The organism is Candidatus Palauibacter sp. (assembly GCF_965222475.1).
Taxonomy (GTDB): domain Bacteria; phylum Gemmatimonadota; class Gemmatimonadetes; order Palauibacterales; family Palauibacteraceae; genus Palauibacter.
In genome coordinates, this window is sequence record NZ_CBDCUB010000003.1 from 38,811 (window position 1) to 56,312 (window position 17,502).

Consider the following 17,502-nt stretch of genomic DNA (forward strand, 5'->3'; position numbering starts at 1 on the left):
GTGTCCGCTCGCCCTCCTCCGGAAGGATCAACTCGGAGATCAGGGCGGTTGTACGCGACGCCCCGCAGCTAGGTCGCCAAAGCGCAAAGCAGAGATCCTCCTGACGCTCTCCCCTCCGCAGGTGCGCAAGGAGGTGGCGGCAGGCCGCATGGTGGGCTGACTCGACCAGCGCGGCCTCGAAGCTCACAGTTCATCCAGAAAACGAAGCAGATGGCCCCTGACGTAGGTGCGCATGTTCTTCTGTGACGGTTCCAAGGCGTCCCAGAAATTGCTCGGAGGAGCACTGAAGGTCCACCAGAGCGCGCCCTCGAACTCGTGCTCCGAGTGCCGGGTTTTGTTGGTGGCGTCAAGGTTGCGAACGTGGATGAAGTGCGGTGGGTATTCCGGGTAGGCTGCCTCCTGAAAGCTCAGGCCGATGTCGAGGGTGGTACCCCTGAAGCGCCCGGACAGCACAACGAACGGGAAGACCACAGCCTCGCCACCAGCGCCGTTCCAACGCACGACGCGGCTTCCGATACCGAGTTCCCGCAGCTCTCGATCAACGGTGCCGAGCACAGCCTCAGGCTACCGGTGTCGGGCCCGCGTAAAGCGCCACGAACTGGTCGTCGTCGGTCACGGGAACTTCGTCGCCTAGGTTTTCGTACGTAACGCCGGTGCGCACATTGTCGAGGTAGTAGTCCTCCAGTTGGTCGAGGTCGATCGCCGCGTCCGGCCCCGCTCGGCGCAGGATTTCCTCCACGGTCAAGGGGCTTTCCTTGGTGACTTGCAGTTCGCCGTTGACCGTGTAGCGGATGGTTGGTTCCACCGGACGCACGCGGCCCTTGGCGTCGAATGCGTCCCCCTCCAGCAGCTCGACGGTCGCGGATGGATCTCGCCAGGTCTCGCCAGTCTTTGTTCGCACGAGCTCGAAACCGGTCGGATCCAGCCCCGCCTGTTCGGCAAGCCACGCGGCGCGAACTTTCCTCCGGTCGGACTCGAACTCTCGGCCGTTGATCTTGAAGTGGATCACGATCGGATCTCCTCCCCAACTGGGGTGACGCTGCTGCCAACGTAGGGATCATAGCGCCTGATCGACGGTGGATAAAACTGCGACCTCGGGTCGCCGGTCAGTGGGGGACGTACCCACGGCCGGAAAGGACCATCGACCCGCGGTGGACCCGCTGGCTGGCGCTTGGGCGGAGGTGCCGAAATCGCCCGAAAGCCGCCCGTGAGACCTCCCTTCCGCAACAGCGGGAAGCAGCTGACCCCGGGCACATCGGCTACCGGGTGCAAAGCCCCTGAAACACCTGGCGCATGGTCCGCATGTCGAGTCTTACTGCTGCGACAATCGGAGGAGCGCCCTGCGGTCAGCCCCGCCAAACTCCAGTTGGAGCCGTGATGGACAACTGGGTCCGGGCCGGGTCGAAGGGTTGGTCGATGCGGGTCTCGTCCTGGGCTTCCGGGGCTTCGTCCTCCACGCCGTCGCCTTCGGTCCGGCCCTCTTCCTTGATGCCGGAGGTCCCAATCGGCGATTCGTCTCGCGCACCGTCTCCGGCTGCCAGATCGGCGGTGGCCGAACCCTCGTGCGGACCCGCCTGCGGCATGACAAGAGTCGGGGCGGCAAGTTTGCGGACTACCTCCGGCCCGGACATCGGAATCCGTCCGCTTCGTAGGTTCTGGTCGCTATCCTGCATGGTCTCGGGGTCGGCAAGTCGGAAGGGCCTTCGTGAACTCCTGCAAGAAACACTCACGCCCGGAGCGAAAGGAAGCCGAGCCCCTCACGCCGCCCCCCCCACCCCCTCAGAAGGCGATACCACGACGTGCGGGGAAAGGCGCTTTGACCGGGCCGGGGCGCCCGGATTTCGCTACGACCGCCTTCGGCGGCCCGCCTAATCCGAACTTCCGCAGCCCGGAACGCGGCAAGTTGTTGCGACGTGGTCACATGACTCGATTTCGGGGGTGGGTGCTACTGGGTACGGGTCACGGTTTGACGCCGAGGAGCCGGAAGGCCTCGGCCTGAAGGGGGGTGGGACGGGCGAGGATGTCGGCGGCCGGGGCTCCGGGCGCGACGGGTCGGACGCGGTTTTTGGTGAGGGTGGCGAGGTCGGCCAGGAGTGTCCGGAAGCTGTGGACGGGCAGCCCCTCGGGAGTGCGCTTGCGGGCGGCCTTGGCGCGCGCGGCGGGCGAGGGTCTCGCGGGCGCGACGGGCGAGGCGCGTTGGGCCTCGGCGGCGTCGGGGTCGTCGTCGTCGAAGAGCAGCGGGGCGAGGGCGCGTCTCATGTGCCACTCGACGTAATAGGCGAGCATGCAGAGGAAGACGTGGGCCCGCACGCGCCCCTCGAGGCGGTGGTGGACGGGACGGACCTTGAGGTCGACGCTCTTGAAGCTTCGGAAGGCGCGCTCCACGCGGCTGAGGCTCTTGTAGGAGCGGACCACGTCCCCGGCCGGCAGTTCGTCGGCGGGCACGTTGGTGCGGATGACGTAGATGCCGTCCAGGGCCGCCTCGGCGGCGATGCGCTCCTCGTTGCGCGCGTACGCGAAGCGGCCGTCCCCGGCGACCTCGGTGTCGAAGTGCTTGCCGACCTTGCGGGATCGCAGGGCGCGGTCGGCGCGCACGGCGATCTTCTCGGGGTCGGTGAGCGGGCTCCGCTCGCGCCGCGTGGCCGCGGCGACCTTCTCCAGCTCGCGTTCGGTGGCCTCGAGGAGTTCCTCGCGCTTGCGGGCGCGCTCGGCGGCCAGGAGCGGGTTGCGGCACGCGACCAGCCGCTCCCCGGGATAGTCGGGCGACTCGATCTCGGCGAGGTTCCGCTCGTCGAAGAGCGACAGCTGGAGGTCGCCGCCGCCGGCGAGCTTGCGGATCGCGTCGGCGCGCAGGGCGGTGATCCACCCCAGCCCCGCGGGCCGCAGCTCCTCCCGGATGCGGGCGCCGGTGATGAGCCCCCGGTCGCCGACCAAGACGATCCGGGACAGGGAGAAGCGCTCGCGCAGCTTCGCCACCTGCGCGCCGACGACACCCGGATCGGCGGTGTTGCCCTCGAACACCTCGACGGCCACCGGACACCCCTCTCCGTCGCACAGCAGCGCGAACACGATCTGGAGCTTGCCGCGTTTGCCGTCGCGGGAGTAGCCCCGCCTGGCGAGCGGACACTTGCGGCCCTCGAAGTAGGTCGAGGTCACGTCGCACAGCACCAGCGAGCCGTCCGCCAGGCGTCTCCCCGCCAGATGCCGCTCGATGCGGTCCCGGCGCCTCAGCAGCCAGTCCATGGCCCGGTACAGCTCGTCCGCGTCCGCGTCCCCGACGCCGAGCTCCCCGCCCAGCGTGTGGCTCATGGTCTCCCCGCCAAGCGAGCGCGCGGTGGCCAGCTTCGAGCGGGGGTCGAGGACGCGGGCGACGATCATGGCGACGGCGAGCGCCCGCTCCCGGGACGGACGGCGGTCCAGCAGCTTCTCGAGCCCCAGGGCGCGAAGGGTGCCCAGGACGGCGGCGACGTGGCCGTGGGGCCGGGAGCGAAGGATCTCGAACGCGTCGTCCATCGAGGGAAGCGCGACGCCCCCCTTCAGGAGGATGCGGAGCCCCTCGACGAGTTCGTCGGGCCACTTCGAGAGGTTGGCCAGCGTGCGCTTCCTGACCTTGCCGCCCTCGCGGTAGGACTCGCGCAGAAGGACGGCGGGCGGGGAGTTCCGGTTGGGGACGCGCTCGACGTACATGGACATAAACATAACGCATACAACACATCGTGGCAACGCTATGCATCTTACGCTACATGGGTACCGAGAACCGCGCATGAAGCCGCGTATGCGGTTCCCCGTTAACGAGTTACGGCCTGCAGCGGCCCCGATTCACGCGGAAGTTCGGCCTAATCCGGGGGGCGGCTTGGCAGACCAGGCAAACTTAACAGTCCGCCCAGCCAAAACGACCAGGCGGACCAATCGGGGCGCCCGGATTTGAACCGGGGACCTCTGCGTCCCGAACGCAGCGCTCTACCGGACTGAGCCACGCCCCGAGGGTACGGCGGATCGCGCGCATGGCGCGGGGCCGGGCTCGCCGAGGGGGTCGGCGAGTCGGCTTTCGAGAGCGGGTGACCGGATTCGAACCGGCGACCTCAACCTTGGCAAGGTTGCGCTCTACCGACTGAGCTACACCCGCGTGTGCTGCTCCCTCCAGCCTGCCGCCTGCCAGGCCGGAGGGGTGCTGCCAGAGCCACCGGTCGGATTTGAACCGACGACCGCCGCATTACGAATGCGGTGCTCTACCCCTGAGCTACGGTGGCGAGCCGCCCCCCGCTACCGCTTGGAGTCAGGTACGACGGCAGTGGAGCCGGCGGGACTCGAACCCGCGACCTCTTGAGTGCGATTCAAGCGCTCTCCCAGACTGAGCTACGGCCCCTCGTTCGACACGGTTTGGGGAAACGGGGCTGACGGGATTTGAACCCGCGACCTCCGGTGTGACAGACCGGCACTCTAACCAGGCTGAGCTACAGCCCCCTGTAGCGGTGTTTCGATGGGGCCTACTGGACTCGAACCAGTGACCTCTACGATGTCAACGTAGCGCTCTAGCCATCTGAGCTAAGGCCCCGCCGAAGACAAGACGAGCGGACCCCGGGGGGGAGCCCGCTCGGACGCTACATGCTAAACGAACGGCCCGAATCGGTCAACCCGAACTGGGGTTGGATCGGTGGCCCGGAAAGACGGTTGCATCAGCCGGGGCGCGGTATACCTTGTTCGCGTCCCGCGCCCCCGACGCGGGGGGCCAGCCGGGTGACTCACATCGTCGATTCCCCCTCAGAGAGGCGGATGAAGATAAGCTCTCGCGCGGCCGCGGTCGTCGTTGCCGTGGCCCTCGGCGCCGCCGCTGCGGCGTTGTACCGGCCCTCCACCGGCGATATCGAGATCGTCTCCGCGAGCCTCGATCCGTCCGCGTTCCTGCATGCGCGGGAGAGCACGGACGCGCAGGCGGCCGGCGAAGGTGAAACCGCCGCGGAGGCCGCTCAGTACGCGGGAGACCGGGACCTCGCGACGATGCCCGCGCAGTGGCGCGCGATCTACGACCACGAGAACGCGACCCGCGGGCCCGAGCAGCCGGTCCCGTTCAACCATCGCTTCCACGTGACGGACCTGCGGATCGACTGCATGTACTGCCATGTGGGGACGGAACGGTCGGTCTCCGGGGTCGTGCCGTCGCTCGCGGTCTGCATGGGCTGCCACCGCATCGCGGGGACGGGGCTCCCTCCGGTCGAGGAACTGCGCGCCTACGAGACGCGCGGCGAGCCCGTGGAGTGGGAGTGGGTGTACAAGCTGCCGGAGTTCGTGCAGTTCAGCCACAAGGCTCACCTGCGGAACCTCGAATGCCGGGACTGCCACGGTCCGGTCGAGGAGATGGACCGGGTCTACCAGTGGGCGCCGCTGACGATGGGCTGGTGTCTCGAGTGCCACCGGCAGCCGCCGCTCGAGAGTGACGTCGCGACCGACCACACGCTTTCGCGGGACAACCCGCCGCCGCGGGCGCCGGCGCCTCGGCAGCCCGAGGGATTCTACCCGCGGGACATCGACACGGACTACGGGAAGACCCGGGCCCCCACGGATTGCGCGGCATGTCACTACTGAACGGCGACGGCGGTTGCGGTTGCGGCGGGGCCTGCCCGGGCGGCGCCCGGCCCGGGTCCGAGCCGTCGGCGGTGAACGGCACGTCGCGCCGCCGCTTCCTCCAGGTGCTCGGGACCTCGGGGGCCGGGGCCGCGACCATGGCGGCGTGCGGTCCGCCGGACTTCGCGGACAAGCTCATCCCCCACCTCGTCGAGGAAGAGGGGATCACGCCGGGCGTCTCCGACACGTACGCGACGGTCCTTCCCGACGCGGGGCCGGAAGCTGTGCCGGTCCATGCGCAGGTGCGCGACGGCCGCGTGCTCGGCCTGAGCCCCAACACCCGCTTCGGGGGCGGGACGAGCGGGCTCTCGTCGCTCACGCACTCCACGCTGCAGGATCTCTACGACCCGGATCGGGTGAGCCAGCCGGTGCGGCGCAATCCGTTGACCGAGGCGGGGGCGCCCCCCTTCCAGTACGCGAATTGGGAGGATGCGACGGCCGCCCTCACGGACGCGGTTCGGGTCGGCGGTGCGGTGTTGTTGACCGGCCGGGTGACGGGGACGACGGCCCGCTTCATCGCCCAGTGGGCACGCGTGATGGGCGTCGAGCACATCGCGTGGGAGCCGTTCGGGAACGGGGCGCTGGCGGCCGGCACGGCCGACGTGAGCGGCGGGGCGGGCATGCCTCGCTTCGACCTCTCCGGGGCCGACCGGATCGTCTGCTTCGGGGCCGACTTCCTCGGTACGTGGCTCGCCCCCACGCAGCTCTCGGCGGGATTCGCGGCGGCGCGGGATGTCGAGGCGCACCGCCACGCGAAGTTCACCTTCGTCGGCCCGCGCCTGTCGCTCACGGGCGCCAACGCGGACGACTGGATCGAGGCGCGCGGAGGAACGGAGGGCGCGGTGGCGCTCGCCGTGGCGGGCGTGGCCGCCGCGGCTCGGGGCGTGGCGCTCCCGGCCGGGTTGCCGAACGTGGCGCCGGAGTCGGTCGCGGACGCGGCGGGGGTTTCGGCTGACGCGATCCGCGCGCTCGGAGAGGAACTCGCGGTCGCGCAAAGCCCGGTCGCGATCCCGCCCGGGCTCGAGTCGCAGGGCGCGGACGCCCGGCAGGCGCACGCGGCGGTCGCGGCGCTGAACGAGGTGCTGGGCGCGGTCGGCCCCGCGGTCTTCCCGGGCGCGGGCGCCCCGGAGGGCACGACGGCCGGTTTCGCCGACATGCAGGCGCTGATCGGGCGCATGCGGGCCGGTCGGGTTCGCACGCTCATCGTGGCCGGGTGCAACCCCGCCTACGCGCTCCCCGCCTCGGCCGGGTTCGCGGAGGCGATGGCCGACGTGGCGAACACCGTCGCGATCGCGCCGCACCTCGACGAGACGGCCGCGGCCTGCGGCTGGATCCTCCCCTGCCATCACGCCCTCGAGTCGTGGTGCGACGCCGAACTCGCGGACGGCGCGATGGCGCTGGGACAGCCCCTCATGCACCCGGTGTTCGACACCCGGCAGCGCGAGGACCTGCTCCTCGAGGTCGCGAACGGCGTGGGCCAGGAGGCCGCGTTCGGTGCGGCGGACTACGGGACCGTGCTCAGGAACGCCTGGACCGCACGCCTCGGGAGCCACGACGCCTGGCTGGACGCGCTCCGGCTCGGAGGCGCGACGGCGGCGGCGTGGGCCGGTGGCGCGGCTTCGGAGACGCCGGCGGCGCAGGGGAACGGCGTGCCGACCGCGGGGGCCGGCGGCACCGGCGGCTTCGCCTCCCCGCAGGCGCCCTCGGGCACGCAACTCGTCGTCTACCCGACGGCCCAGTTCTACGACGGACGGGGCGCGAACCGCTCCTGGATGCAGGAGCAGCCCGACGCCATCACCAAGGCCGTGTGGAACTCGTGGGTGGAGATGCACCCCGACATGGCCGAGTCGCTCGGGGTGAAGCGAGGCGACCTCGTCCGCGTCGAGTCCGAACAGGGCGCGATCGAAGCCCCGGTCTACGTGTACCGCGGCATCCGCCCCGATACGGTGGCGATCCCGCTCGGGCAGGGGCACACGGAATACGGTCGCCACGCGCGCGGCCGCGGGGTGAACCCGCTCGACCTGCTGGGGCCGGCCGCGGACCCCGGCTCAGGCGCCCTCGCCTACGCGGGCACGACCGTCACGGTCAACGCGACGGGCGAGCAGGCCCGGCTCGTCGTCACCCAGGGGTCTCACGACGACCAGGACCGCGAGATCGTCCACGCGATGAACGTCGAGGACGCGTTCCACGAGATCGAGGCGCACGACATCGATCTCGTCGAGTTGGTCGAGGCCGCGTGGGACTCCGATCCGAACAGCCCGTACCGCTGGGGCATGGCCATCGACCTCAACGCCTGCACCGGCTGCGGCGCCTGCGTCACCTCCTGCTACTCCGAGAACAACATCCCCACGGTCGGCGAGGACCAGGCGGCCCTCAGGCGGGAGATGTCGTGGATGCGGATCCACCGCTTCGAGGAGGAGACGGACGACGGCGGCTTCCAGACGGTCCAGCAGCCGATGCTCTGCCAGCACTGCGGCGATGCGCCGTGCGAACCGGTGTGCCCCGTGTACGCGACGTACCACAGCCCCGAGGGGCTCAACGTCCAGGTCTACAACCGCTGCGTCGGCACGCGGTACTGCGCGAACAACTGTCCCTACAAGGTCCGGCGCTTCAACTGGTTCAACTACGACGCGCCCGGCCGCGGTGACGATCAGGCCTTCCCGTGGCCTCTGAACCTGCAGCTGAATCCGGACATCACCGTCCGCGAGGTCGGGGTCATGGAGAAGTGCACGATGTGCGTGCACCGGATCAACAAGGCGAAGATCGACGCCAAGGAGGAGGGCCGGACGGTGAGGGACGGCGAGGTGATGACGGCCTGCCAGTCCAGTTGTCCAAGCAACGCGATCACCTTCGGCAACCTCAAGGACCCGGAGAGCGAGGTCTCGCGCAAGGCGAAGAGCGCCCGCGGCTACCATGCACTCGGTGAACTCGGCGTGCGACCCGCGATCACCTACCTCGAGGACGTCACGCACCGGCACATGGCCGCCGGTGGGCACGGCGAGCCGGCCGCGGAAGGCGAAGAGGCGCACTGATGGCCACCCCGGAGGCGAAGGCGCCCGCCCACCCGACGCTGGCCGACGCGAACCGCGATATCACGCGACCGATCGCGCTGCCCGAGAAGCGTTTCTTCCTCGTGCTCGGCGTCGCGGCGGCGGGCGTCGCGCTCATGTTCGGGGCCTGGTTCTACCAGATCGGCGCGGGGATCGGGGTCGCCGGAATCACGCATCCGGTGTTCTGGGGCGTCTACATCACGACCTTCGTGTTCTGGGTCGGGATCGCCCACTCCGGGACGCTGATCTCGGCCATCCTCTACCTCTTCCGCTCGGGATGGCGGACGACGATCAACCGCACCGCGGAGGCGATGACGATCTTCGCGGTGCTGACGGCGGGACTCTTCCCCCTCATCCATCTGGGCCGCGTCTGGTACTTCTACTACCTGATGCCGTACCCGTCGCAGCGGCAGATCTGGCCGGACTTCCGGTCCCCGCTCGTGATGGACGTGTTCGCGGTCTCGACGTACCTCATTATCTCGGCGCTCTTCTGGTACACCGGCCTCATCCCCGATTTCGCGGTTCTGCGGGACCGGGCGAAGGGGTGGGCGTACAAGATCTACGGAGCGTTTTCGCTGGGGTGGCAGGGAACGGTGAGCGAGTGGCGGCACTACCGCCGCATCTACCTCTACATGGCCGGGATCGCGACGCCGCTGGTGCTGTCGGTGCACTCCGTGGTCTCGTGGGACTTCGCCCTTTCGATCGTGCCGGGGTGGCACTCGACGATCTTCGCGCCGTATTTCGTCGCGGGAGCGATCTTCAGCGGGGTCGCGCTCGTGATTACCCTCATGATCCCGCTGCGGTGGGCGTTCGGGCTCGAGGCGTACATCACCGAGAAGCACTTCGAGAACATGGCGAAGCTGGTGCTCCTGACGTCGCTCATCGTCGGCTTTGCGTACGGGACGGAGTTCTTCCTCGCCTACTACTCGGCCGACCCGATCGAGCTCGAGAGCTTCCGCTGGCGGGCGCTCGGGGACTACGCGCTGCCCTTCTGGGTCATGGTGTTCTGCAACGTGGTCGTGCCGCAGGCGCTGTGGTTCAAGAGGATGCGAACGACGCTGCCCGCCCTCTTCGCGCTCACGATCTTCGTCAACATCGGGATGTGGTACGAGCGCTTCGTCATCATCGTGAGCTCACTCGCCCACGAGTACGAACCGGGGGGATGGGGCCTCTACACGCCGAGTTGGGTGGAGTTGTCGATCCTCGTCGGCAGCTTCTGCTGGTTCTTCTTCTGGTTCCTGCTCTTCTCGCGCAGCCTGCCGGTGATCTCGATCGCCGAGGTGAAGGAACATCTCGCGCACGGGCACGGGAATGAGCACGGGGACGACCATGAGTAGCGGCGTCCTCGGGCAGTACGACACGCTGCCCGGCACGCTCGACGCCATCGGGCGGCTGCGGGACGCGGGGCACCGGGACATCGAGGTGTTCTCGCCGATCCCGTCGCCCGAGATCGAGGAGGCGATGGACATCCACTCCTCGCCGGTGCGCGTGTGGGCGCTGACGGGGGCGATCACGGGCTGTACGCTGGGCGTGCTGCTCACGGCGGGCACGTCGCTGGCCTACCCGCTCGTCACGCAGGGCAAGCCGCTCGTGTCGCTGCCGCCGTTCGTCGTGTTCATGTTCGAACTCACCGTGCTGCTGACGGGGATCTTCGGGCTCGTGGCGCTGCTCGTGCATACGAAGCGGCCGGTGATCAAGCTCGACCCGGCGTATCGCACGTCCTTCTCGGTGGATCGGTGGGGCATCTTCGTCCCGTCCGAGGGCCAGGGCCGCACCGCCGCCGAGGCGCTGGTGCGGGAGACCGCCGCGGTCGACGTGGAGGTGCAGGGATGACCGGCCGCGGGGCTGTGGTCGTGCTGCTGGCCGCCTTCGCGGCCGGCGCCTGCGACGACCAGATCAAGCACATTGAGAAGCGCACGCCGTTGTTCAGCACCATGTCCTGGCAGCGCTCCGTCGAGGCGTTCGAGGAGCAGGCGCGGCTGCCCGTGCCCGGTACGATGCCGATCAACGGGCAGCGCACCTTCGACCTGATGGCGGCCGACACGATGATGTCGAGCCCGATCGCGGGGACCGAGGCGGACCTGGCGCGGGGCGAGGAGTTGTTCGGCCAGTTCTGCACCCCCTGCCACGGCGTGACGGGGGTGGGAGACGGCTCGGTGGTGGGGCAGAACCGGATTCCCGCCATCCCTCTCCTCAACATTCGCGGCCAACTCACGCGCGGTTACACGGACGGGTACATCTGGGGGATCATCACGAACGGGCGCGGGCTGATGCCCGCCTACCCGCGCATCCCGGCCATGGACCGCTGGTACCTCGTCGCGCACGTGCGGCGCCTGCAGGCCGAAGCGGTGGCCGAGGAAGCGGCGGCGGCCGCGGCCGAAGCGGCAGCGGCCGAGGAGGCGGAGGCGGAGGAGACGCCGGGAGAGACCGGCGGCACCGGAAGCACGGGAGGCGGCCAGTGAGCGGCGATCGCCCGAGCGTCGCCACGAGCGAGGCGCTGAAGACGATCGGCGGCCGGATCCCGATGCCGTGGCTCATCGTGTGGGGGGCCGCGGTCGCCATCGGCGCGGTGGGGTTCGCGACGACGGTGGGGGGCGATGCCCAGCGCGCCTGGATGAGCGTGTGGTCGAACTTCCTCTTCTGGACCGCGATCTCGATGGCGGGGATCGTGTTCGGCGCCGTGCTCCAGGTCGCGAAAGGGCACTGGGGGAAGAGCTTCCGGAGGCTGGCCGAGGCGGCGGGGGCGTTTCTTCCCGTTTCGTTCGCGCTCTTCTTCACTCTGCGCCTCGGCGCCGAGCACATCTTCCCCTGGCTCGGGCCCGTGGAGACGGAACATCTGAACCGCGACTGGCTCACGCTCGACGGCGTCTTCCTGCGGAACGGGGTCCTGATCGCGCTGCTCTACGCCTTCGGCTTCCTGTGGCTCTTCTATTCGGTCCGGGCCGATGCCCCGCTGGTCGCCGGCGAACATCGCGGCTGGCGCAAGACGGTCGTCTCTCTCCTGGCCCGCCGCTGGCGAGGGGACGAGGAAGAGGTCACACGCTGCCGGAACCGGATCGGACGCCTGTCGGCTGCGCTGATCCTGAGTTGGGCGATCATCTTCTCGCTCCTCTCGTTCGACTTCGGCATGTCGCTCACGCCGGGGTTCGTGAGCATGGTGTGGGGCCCGTACTACTTCATCGGCGGCTGGCTCGGCATGCTCGCGCTCGTCGCGATCATGGCCCACTCCTACAACGGGCGCTTCGACGGGCTCCAGCTGTGGGGGAAGTGGGACTTCCACGACCTCGGGAAGCTGACCTTCGCCTTCGTCGCCTTCTGGACCTACCTCTGGTTCGCCCAGTACCTCGTGATCTGGTACGGCAACATCCCGCGCGAGACGAACTTCTTCATGCCGCGTTCGACGGGCGGCTTCGGCTTCATGTTCTGGCTCCAGATGGTGCTCATCTTCGCTCTTCCCTTCCCCTTCCTGCTGGGTCGAAGCCCGAAGATGAGTTCCCGCTGGCTCGCGTTCGTCGGCTCGCTGATCCTGACCGGCTTCTGGGTGGAGCGCTGGAACATGGTGGCGCCGTCGATCTGGCACGGGGAAGGCCTGCCGCTCGGCCCGCCGGAAGCGATGATCTCGGTCGGATTCCTGGGGCTGTTCGCGCTCGCGTACGGCGCCTATTCGACGACGTTCCCCAAGGTCCCGTTGCGCGAGACGATCGCCGTGGGTAGCCCCGGGCGCGGGCCGTAAGGCCGCCCTCCACCGCGCCGCCCGCGGGGCAGGGGTGCCCCGGCCGACCTCCGGCTTCTATGTTTCGAAGCTGTGGCATGACCTGACGGCGCCGATCGTGCCGACCCGGTGTGACCTCGCGGCGCGGAGTTTCTGACCAAGGCGAGTTGGATGGAGCTTTCCGAGAACTACGAACAACTGCTGCAACGAACGAACGCGACGGTCGAGAAGTACCGCGAAGGGGCCGAGGAGCTGAGGACGAAGCTCCGCGAGGCCCGGGCCGGCCGGAAGGTCCAGATCATGGCCATGATCGACCGGCTGGAGCGGAAGTACGACGGGGCGAAGACCCGGCTGGACGAACTCTCCGATTCCGAGAACGAGGGCAGCAGCCGTGCGCTCGGCGCTCTTCATCAGAAGGTCGTCTCCGAGCTGTCGGACATGAAGCGAACGATCCAGACCCGGATCCGCTGACCCGGACACCCGCGACACGACCCGGAACCCCCGGCAGGTTGGCGCGGCGACTCGCTACTCCGATGACCCGCCAACGAACCGGCAGCGGCCCATCCGGCAGCGAATGCCGGTCAGTTCCTGGCTCAGCCGCTTGAGTTCGGCGCGCGCCTCCGGGTCGTAAGCCTGGTCGTTGGCGCGGGTGGGCCTGAGGCCGCTGAAGTACTGCCCGCTCTCGAAATCGTCGGAGTCGACCACCCGCATCGTCGCGTCGGCACCTTCGGCGATGGTGGCGCGCGGTGTCGCGCCGGCCCTTCGCACCATCTCGGTCGGCATGTAGGTGGCCGGATGGAGAGAGCCGACCACGATGCCGGTCCCGGCCAACTCCTCGGCCAGGTCGTGGGTGAACATGACCTGCGCGAGCTTGCTCTGGGCGTAGGCACGACGCCCGCTGAAGTTCTTCTCGATCATCACGTCGTCGAAGTCGATCGGGGTCTGCGCCCCGGACGACACGTTCACGATGCGCGACGGCGCGCTGGCGAGGAGGCGCCGCATGAGCATGTGCGTGAGAAGAAAGGTGGAGAGGTAGTTCACCTGGAAGCGGTACTCGTGCCCGTCCTCGGTGAGCAACCGCTCGTCCGGGGCCGAGCCGAAACCTGCATTGTTGATGAGGATGTCCAGCCGGTCGTAGTCGGCCAGCAGCAGCTCGGCGAACTGCCGGACCTCGCTCAGCGACGCGAAATCGGCGCGGTAGAAGCGGGCGCTCCCGGGCCCCTCGGCATTGATGGCATCCACCACCTCCGCCCCGCGCTCCTCGTTGCGCCCGTGGACGATGACGTGGTCGCCGCGCGCGCCCAGACGCAGGGCGAGCTCCCGGCCGAGCCCGGAGGTCGACCCGGTGACGAGGGCGACCTGCTGTCCGGGTTCGGGGACAGGGGTCGCCTGAGCCGGTAGCCCGGTGGCGGAGGCGGCCCAGGCTGCCGCGAAGGCGGCGAGGGCCATCGCAACCGCCGGGACGGGGTTTCGCGGTGTGGTGTTCATGCTGGTGGCTCCTCTTCTCATGGGGCTGCTTCTCCGGGGCTGCCCGGCGGCACTCTCACAAGGGTTCCTGTGCGGACCGCGGCAGTGTGTCAACGTTGACATCGGACGCGGCGGCGGCGCGGGGCAGCGCGGCCCGCGCCTCGAGCGCCTTGATCGCACTCGAGATCGCCTGACCCGCGGGGTTTCCCGAGCCCGTGCTCCTGAGGGCTTCGCGGAGCCGGGGCAGCGCTTCAACGGCGTGGATCTCCGCGAGCGCGTTCGCCGCGTGCGTGCCGGAGAACCGCTCGAGCGCGTCGCCGAGCGCCTCGATGATCTGCGCCCTGTATTCGCCGTCGTACGCCTTGAGACGCCCGAAGTCGCCGCCGAACGCCCCAGCCACGATGCCGACCAACTCCCCTTCGCCCAGCTTCCTCAACGCATCCGCGACCCTGTCGCCAACGGGCGCGCCGTCGGCCTCTCGGGTATCGCCGAGAAAGCGGACGAGGGGGGCGACCGCCTTACGGTCCTGAATCCGGGCGAGTGCTTCGATGGCCCGGGCCCCGAGCAAGGTGTCCTCGTCCTCGAGAACGGACGCGAGGGCCGGAACGGCTGCGGGGTCCCCCAGCCGTCCGAGTGCGGCGGCTGCGTCGCGGCGAGGTCCGTCGCCTTCCCAGAGGACGTACTTGTCCTTGATCCGGCCTCCGGGCGCACGCAGGCGCCGGATGTGGATCCGGACATCGTCCTCATACGCCTTTCCCTCGTGACAGACCTGCCGCAGAACCTCGGCGAAGAGGTCGAACAGGGTCCGGAGCTGCGCGAGATCCTTGATGGTCCCGGTCGATCGGAAGTGGAGTTCGTCCACCCCGGCGGGGAACTTGCCGAACAACCCGTCGTGCCCCTTGACGGACAGGTGAATCTTCGGCTGGGCATCGATGAGATGACGGATCTTCCTGTTGTCGAAGAGCCGCCGCACGCGCCGCGGCGCATTGCTCTTGATCACGAAGTCCCGATCGAAGCGAGTGTGGCCGACCTCGATATCCTCCATGCCCAGCACCTTCCCCAGCTCGCTGAACAAGCCCGCCCGGTAGATTTCGAACCTGAAGCCTTCCGGATTGAAATAGGGAGCGCGAAGCCTCGTGAAGGTCTGGTGCGTGTTGCCAGTGTGCTGCGTGTACGTGTCGAGGGTGATGATCCAGTCGTCGGTACGGGCCTGGACGGCAGATTGGGTGAACAAGCCTCCTTCGTGGAACCGACCGCCCACCTCCCCGGAGAGCTGCCGCCAGATCTCCTCCCGGCTCGGCCCGAAGAGGGCCTTGAGCAAGCTCATTCGGAGGACTCCCCGGCGCTCATCGCATCCCCTCCGTTCATCGCAATCGTACCACCGGGTGCTCGACCCTGAGGTCGGTCTTCCGGTGCAGGTCGTGCACGGTAACACACAGCCAGCGGTTTTCGTCCACCGAGTAGGTTACGCGCAGCCGCGGTGACGCTCCCTTGCCGGCCGGGTTGAGCGGCAGCGCCGGGTCCGCCTCGTTGAGGCACAGGCAGAATGCCCGTTCGCCCGCGGTCCCGGGCACGAAATAGCTGGACCCGTTGGCTCGCTCGGTCCAGTCGACCGGACGCCCGGCGACGCGCCCGACCTCACAGATGAAGAGGTTGATGTGTTGCTGGCCATCGAAGCCGGGGGCGTAGTAGCGCGTCACGAAATTGTCGACCGTCGGGAAGCTCGTTCCACCGGGGATGAGCAGCTCGTACTCGGCGTCGGCGTCGTCGTGGGGCAAGACGCGAAGCGCGTAGTCGTGGTAGATGAAGTCCTCGACGTGCGCGCCGCCCGCGAAGATGCACGCGCCCCGCGCTACGCTCGCGAAGGGGAGCCACTCCCGGACCTTCTCCCGGCCGAGCACATCGGCCACGACGTTGCGCACTTCCGGAAGCAGGGTGGACCCACCCTCGAGAATCACATCTTCGATGCCGGCGGCGGGCACGCCGTGCCGGGTTTGCAGCTCGGCGAGCAAGGCGTCGAGGAGCTCCCGAATCCGCGCGTAGAGGCCGTGTTCGGCGAGAATATCGCTCAAGACGTTGTAGTCCAGTTTCCCATACGTCTCGTTGCGGAAGGTGAAGTCCCCCTCCCTCCCCGCGCTCGCGAGCAGCTTCACACGCTCGGCCTCCCATCGGAGCGCGACTTCCCAGTCGGGCCAATCGTGCAGGGCCGTCGGAACGAACCGCTCCAGAATCCAGCGGTCGACGTCGTCACCGCCGAGTTCCACGGCCTGTTTCGCCAGCACGTCGGCCCGTCCGGTCTCCACCGTCCGTGCGCCGTGGGTCCTCACGACGGCGGCTTCCATCGATCCACCGCCAAAATCGAAGGCTACGAGGGTGGTGGCGCGTCCGACATCCACGCCGTAGCCGAGCGCGGCCGCCACGGGCTCGTCGAGCGTGCGGAACACGATCCGGGTCGACTTCCCCCGGAGGCGCGCCCAAATCCGCTCCCACCAGCCACGGTGCTTCACACTGCGGAGGATTGCCTGCAGCTCGGCCCGGTACGTCTCGTAGAACCCGCTCGGCGTGGCGATGGTGACGTCGGTGATGTCTTCGCCGAATTGCGCCTCGAGCTTTCCGATGACCTCCCGGAGGAAGAAGGAAGCGACGTCCTGAGCGGTGAAGATCCTCCCGCCCACGCGCGCCACGGCCCGACCGCTCTCCGTGTCGAGATAGCGCTTGAAGCCGCGCGCGAAGCCCGCGGCCTGTCCGTCCCAGTTGTAGGTAACGGCTTCCTGGCCGATCAGGACTTCCTCACCGTCCCGGTCCAGGATGCATACGCATGACGGCAGGACCGGGGTCTGCGTGAGGGGTTCGAGCTTCGCGAGGTCCGGCAGGTTCACGGTGTGCGGACGGCCGGACCGGTCTTCGCAGATGGTCGTGTTGGACGTGCCGAGGTCGATGGCCCAGTGGGTCGTCATGGCACGACCTTGCGCCGACCCTGAAGCGGCGGCAAGGCGGCTCGGCGGCACTGATCGGAGAGCCGCGACGACATGCCGCAGGTGTTGCGGCCTACGGTGCGCCGAACGGGGACGCCGAGGCGATTGACCCCGAGGTCCGGCAGTCTTGGTCAGGCGGCATCCGTGGCAGTATCCGGCTGCGGGACTCCCAGCACATGTCCCTCCATCCTGGCCACGGCGATACGCGTCTTGGCCAGTTCGGCCGCGACTGCGTCGATCCGGCCGCCGAGTTCGGCCCGTACGCCAGCGATGTCGCTCCGAAGCTCATCGCGCAGGTGCGTGATGTCGCCCCGAAGCTCGCTGCGAAGACCCGCGATGTCGCCCCGAAGCTCGCCGCGAAGACCCGCGATGTCGCCCCGAAGCTCGTCGCGTACACCCTTGATGTCGCCCCGAAGTTCGTCGCGTACGCCCTTGATCTCGTCTGCGAGCTTCCGCGTGAGCCTGAACAACGCCACGCCCACGCCGACGATGGCCGCGAAAATGGTGACGAGTCCGATGATCACATCCAGCCCCATCTCTGACGACTCCCGTTGGAGGTTTCCATGCGGTGCCCGGCCCATCGGCCGTCACTCGACGCAAACGAACCTCCGTGTCCCGATCAAGGTGCCATCAAACGGCGGGCGTCTCAACCAGGGGTCGGCGTCCGACTTCCGGA

Annotated in this window: 15 protein-coding genes and 6 tRNA genes; 7 read left to right on the forward strand and 14 right to left on the reverse strand. The window is 68.7% G+C overall.

What is annotated here, in order from left to right; translation table 11 throughout:
* Positions 1–183: 183 nt before the first annotated feature.
* The 10 genes from ACOQPP_RS08035 to ACOQPP_RS08080 form a co-directional block, all read right to left on the reverse strand.
* Complete coding sequence (locus ACOQPP_RS08035) at positions 184–555, reverse strand: hypothetical protein (RefSeq protein ID WP_420636259.1); 372 nt, start codon at positions 553–555, stop codon at positions 184–186.
* Positions 556–559: 4 nt separating this feature from the next.
* On the reverse strand, positions 560–1,009 hold the full coding sequence (locus tag ACOQPP_RS08040) for a hypothetical protein (RefSeq protein WP_420636260.1): 450 nt from the start codon (positions 1,007–1,009) through the stop codon (positions 560–562).
* A 337-nt stretch (positions 1,010–1,346) separates the two neighbouring features.
* Entirely contained in the window at positions 1,347–1,673 is a 327-nt protein-coding gene (locus tag ACOQPP_RS08045; RefSeq protein WP_420636261.1) for a hypothetical protein, read from the reverse strand.
* A 286-nt stretch (positions 1,674–1,959) separates the two neighbouring features.
* Entirely contained in the window at positions 1,960–3,687 is a 1,728-nt protein-coding gene (locus ACOQPP_RS08050; protein ID WP_419164016.1) for an IS1634 family transposase, read from the reverse strand.
* A 222-nt stretch (positions 3,688–3,909) separates the two neighbouring features.
* A tRNA-Pro gene (locus tag ACOQPP_RS08055) sits at positions 3,910–3,983 on the reverse strand.
* 70 nt (positions 3,984–4,053) lie between these two features.
* Positions 4,054–4,126, reverse strand: a tRNA-Gly gene (locus tag ACOQPP_RS08060).
* Between the two features lie 52 nt (positions 4,127–4,178).
* Positions 4,179–4,250 (reverse strand) — tRNA-Thr (locus tag ACOQPP_RS08065).
* Positions 4,251–4,292: 42 nt separating this feature from the next.
* A tRNA-Ala gene (locus ACOQPP_RS08070) sits at positions 4,293–4,366 on the reverse strand.
* A 23-nt stretch (positions 4,367–4,389) separates the two neighbouring features.
* Positions 4,390–4,464: transfer RNA gene (locus tag ACOQPP_RS08075), tRNA-Asp, on the reverse strand.
* Positions 4,465–4,481: 17 nt separating this feature from the next.
* A tRNA-Val gene (locus ACOQPP_RS08080) sits at positions 4,482–4,555 on the reverse strand.
* Positions 4,556–4,773: 218 nt separating this feature from the next.
* Between ACOQPP_RS08080 and ACOQPP_RS08085 the strand changes: the two genes are divergently transcribed.
* From ACOQPP_RS08085 to ACOQPP_RS08115, 7 genes are all read left to right on the forward strand, one after another.
* Complete coding sequence (locus tag ACOQPP_RS08085) at positions 4,774–5,583, forward strand: cytochrome c3 family protein (protein ID WP_419165023.1); 810 nt, start codon at positions 4,774–4,776, stop codon at positions 5,581–5,583.
* A complete protein-coding gene (locus ACOQPP_RS08090) occupies positions 5,571–8,654 on the forward strand; it encodes a molybdopterin dinucleotide binding domain-containing protein (protein ID WP_420636262.1) in 3,084 nt (1,027 codons plus the stop codon). Before ACOQPP_RS08085 ends, ACOQPP_RS08090 begins: the two co-directional genes overlap by 13 nt.
* Positions 8,654–10,009: an NrfD/PsrC family molybdoenzyme membrane anchor subunit gene (nrfD, locus tag ACOQPP_RS08095; RefSeq protein ID WP_420636263.1), complete on the forward strand. Its 1,356-nt coding sequence runs from the start codon at positions 8,654–8,656 to the stop codon at positions 10,007–10,009. The genes ACOQPP_RS08090 and nrfD overlap by 1 nt, the downstream gene beginning before the upstream one ends.
* Entirely contained in the window at positions 10,002–10,505 is a 504-nt protein-coding gene (locus tag ACOQPP_RS08100) for a DUF3341 domain-containing protein (protein WP_420636264.1), read from the forward strand. The genes nrfD and ACOQPP_RS08100 overlap by 8 nt, the downstream gene beginning before the upstream one ends.
* Positions 10,502–11,134, forward strand: a complete 633-nt coding sequence (locus tag ACOQPP_RS08105; protein ID WP_419165042.1) for a c-type cytochrome — start codon at positions 10,502–10,504, stop codon at positions 11,132–11,134. The genes ACOQPP_RS08100 and ACOQPP_RS08105 overlap by 4 nt, the downstream gene beginning before the upstream one ends.
* The gene (locus tag ACOQPP_RS08110; RefSeq protein WP_419165020.1) at positions 11,131–12,405 is read left to right on the forward strand and encodes a hypothetical protein; all 1,275 of its coding nucleotides are present in this window, start codon (positions 11,131–11,133) and stop codon (positions 12,403–12,405) included. The genes ACOQPP_RS08105 and ACOQPP_RS08110 overlap by 4 nt, the downstream gene beginning before the upstream one ends.
* A 150-nt stretch (positions 12,406–12,555) precedes the next feature.
* A complete protein-coding gene (locus ACOQPP_RS08115; RefSeq protein WP_419165019.1) occupies positions 12,556–12,855 on the forward strand; it encodes a hypothetical protein in 300 nt (99 codons plus the stop codon).
* Between the two features lie 54 nt (positions 12,856–12,909).
* Here ACOQPP_RS08115 and ACOQPP_RS08120 read toward each other — a convergent pair whose 3' ends face one another.
* The 4 genes from ACOQPP_RS08120 to ACOQPP_RS08135 all read right to left on the reverse strand — a co-directional run bounded on the left by ACOQPP_RS08120 (position 12,910) and on the right by ACOQPP_RS08135 (position 17,362).
* Entirely contained in the window at positions 12,910–13,872 is a 963-nt protein-coding gene (locus ACOQPP_RS08120) for an SDR family oxidoreductase (protein WP_420636265.1), read from the reverse strand.
* Positions 13,873–13,927: 55 nt separating this feature from the next.
* Entirely contained in the window at positions 13,928–15,178 is a 1,251-nt protein-coding gene (locus tag ACOQPP_RS08125; RefSeq protein ID WP_419165017.1) for a HEAT repeat domain-containing protein, read from the reverse strand.
* 37 nt (positions 15,179–15,215) lie between these two features.
* The gene (locus ACOQPP_RS08130; protein ID WP_419165016.1) at positions 15,216–16,808 is read right to left on the reverse strand and encodes an Hsp70 family protein; all 1,593 of its coding nucleotides are present in this window, start codon (positions 16,806–16,808) and stop codon (positions 15,216–15,218) included.
* 149 nt (positions 16,809–16,957) lie between these two features.
* The gene (locus tag ACOQPP_RS08135; protein ID WP_419165015.1) at positions 16,958–17,362 is read right to left on the reverse strand and encodes a hypothetical protein; all 405 of its coding nucleotides are present in this window, start codon (positions 17,360–17,362) and stop codon (positions 16,958–16,960) included.
* Between the last annotated feature and the right edge of the window lie 140 nt (positions 17,363–17,502).

Coding starts and splice junctions, on each gene's coding strand:
- ACOQPP_RS08115 (WP_419165019.1), top strand. CDS start 12,556: ATGGAGCTTTCCGAGAACTACGAACAACTGCTGCAACGAACGAACGCG.
- ACOQPP_RS08135 (WP_419165015.1), bottom strand. CDS start 17,362: ATGGGGCTGGATGTGATCATCGGACTCGTCACCATTTTCGCGGCCATC.
- ACOQPP_RS08105 (WP_419165042.1), top strand. CDS start 10,502: ATGACCGGCCGCGGGGCTGTGGTCGTGCTGCTGGCCGCCTTCGCGGCC.
- ACOQPP_RS08045 (WP_420636261.1), bottom strand. CDS start 1,673: ATGCAGGATAGCGACCAGAACCTACGAAGCGGACGGATTCCGATGTCC.
- ACOQPP_RS08130 (WP_419165016.1), bottom strand. CDS start 16,808: ATGACGACCCACTGGGCCATCGACCTCGGCACGTCCAACACGACCATC.
- ACOQPP_RS08085 (WP_419165023.1), top strand. CDS start 4,774: ATGAAGATAAGCTCTCGCGCGGCCGCGGTCGTCGTTGCCGTGGCCCTC.
- ACOQPP_RS08125 (WP_419165017.1), bottom strand. CDS start 15,178: ATGAGCTTGCTCAAGGCCCTCTTCGGGCCGAGCCGGGAGGAGATCTGG.
- ACOQPP_RS08120 (WP_420636265.1), bottom strand. CDS start 13,872: ATGAACACCACACCGCGAAACCCCGTCCCGGCGGTTGCGATGGCCCTC.
- ACOQPP_RS08050 (WP_419164016.1), bottom strand. CDS start 3,687: ATGTACGTCGAGCGCGTCCCCAACCGGAACTCCCCGCCCGCCGTCCTT.
- ACOQPP_RS08100 (WP_420636264.1), top strand. CDS start 10,002: ATGAGTAGCGGCGTCCTCGGGCAGTACGACACGCTGCCCGGCACGCTC.
- ACOQPP_RS08090 (WP_420636262.1), top strand. CDS start 5,571: ATGTCACTACTGAACGGCGACGGCGGTTGCGGTTGCGGCGGGGCCTGC.
- nrfD (WP_420636263.1), top strand. CDS start 8,654: ATGGCCACCCCGGAGGCGAAGGCGCCCGCCCACCCGACGCTGGCCGAC.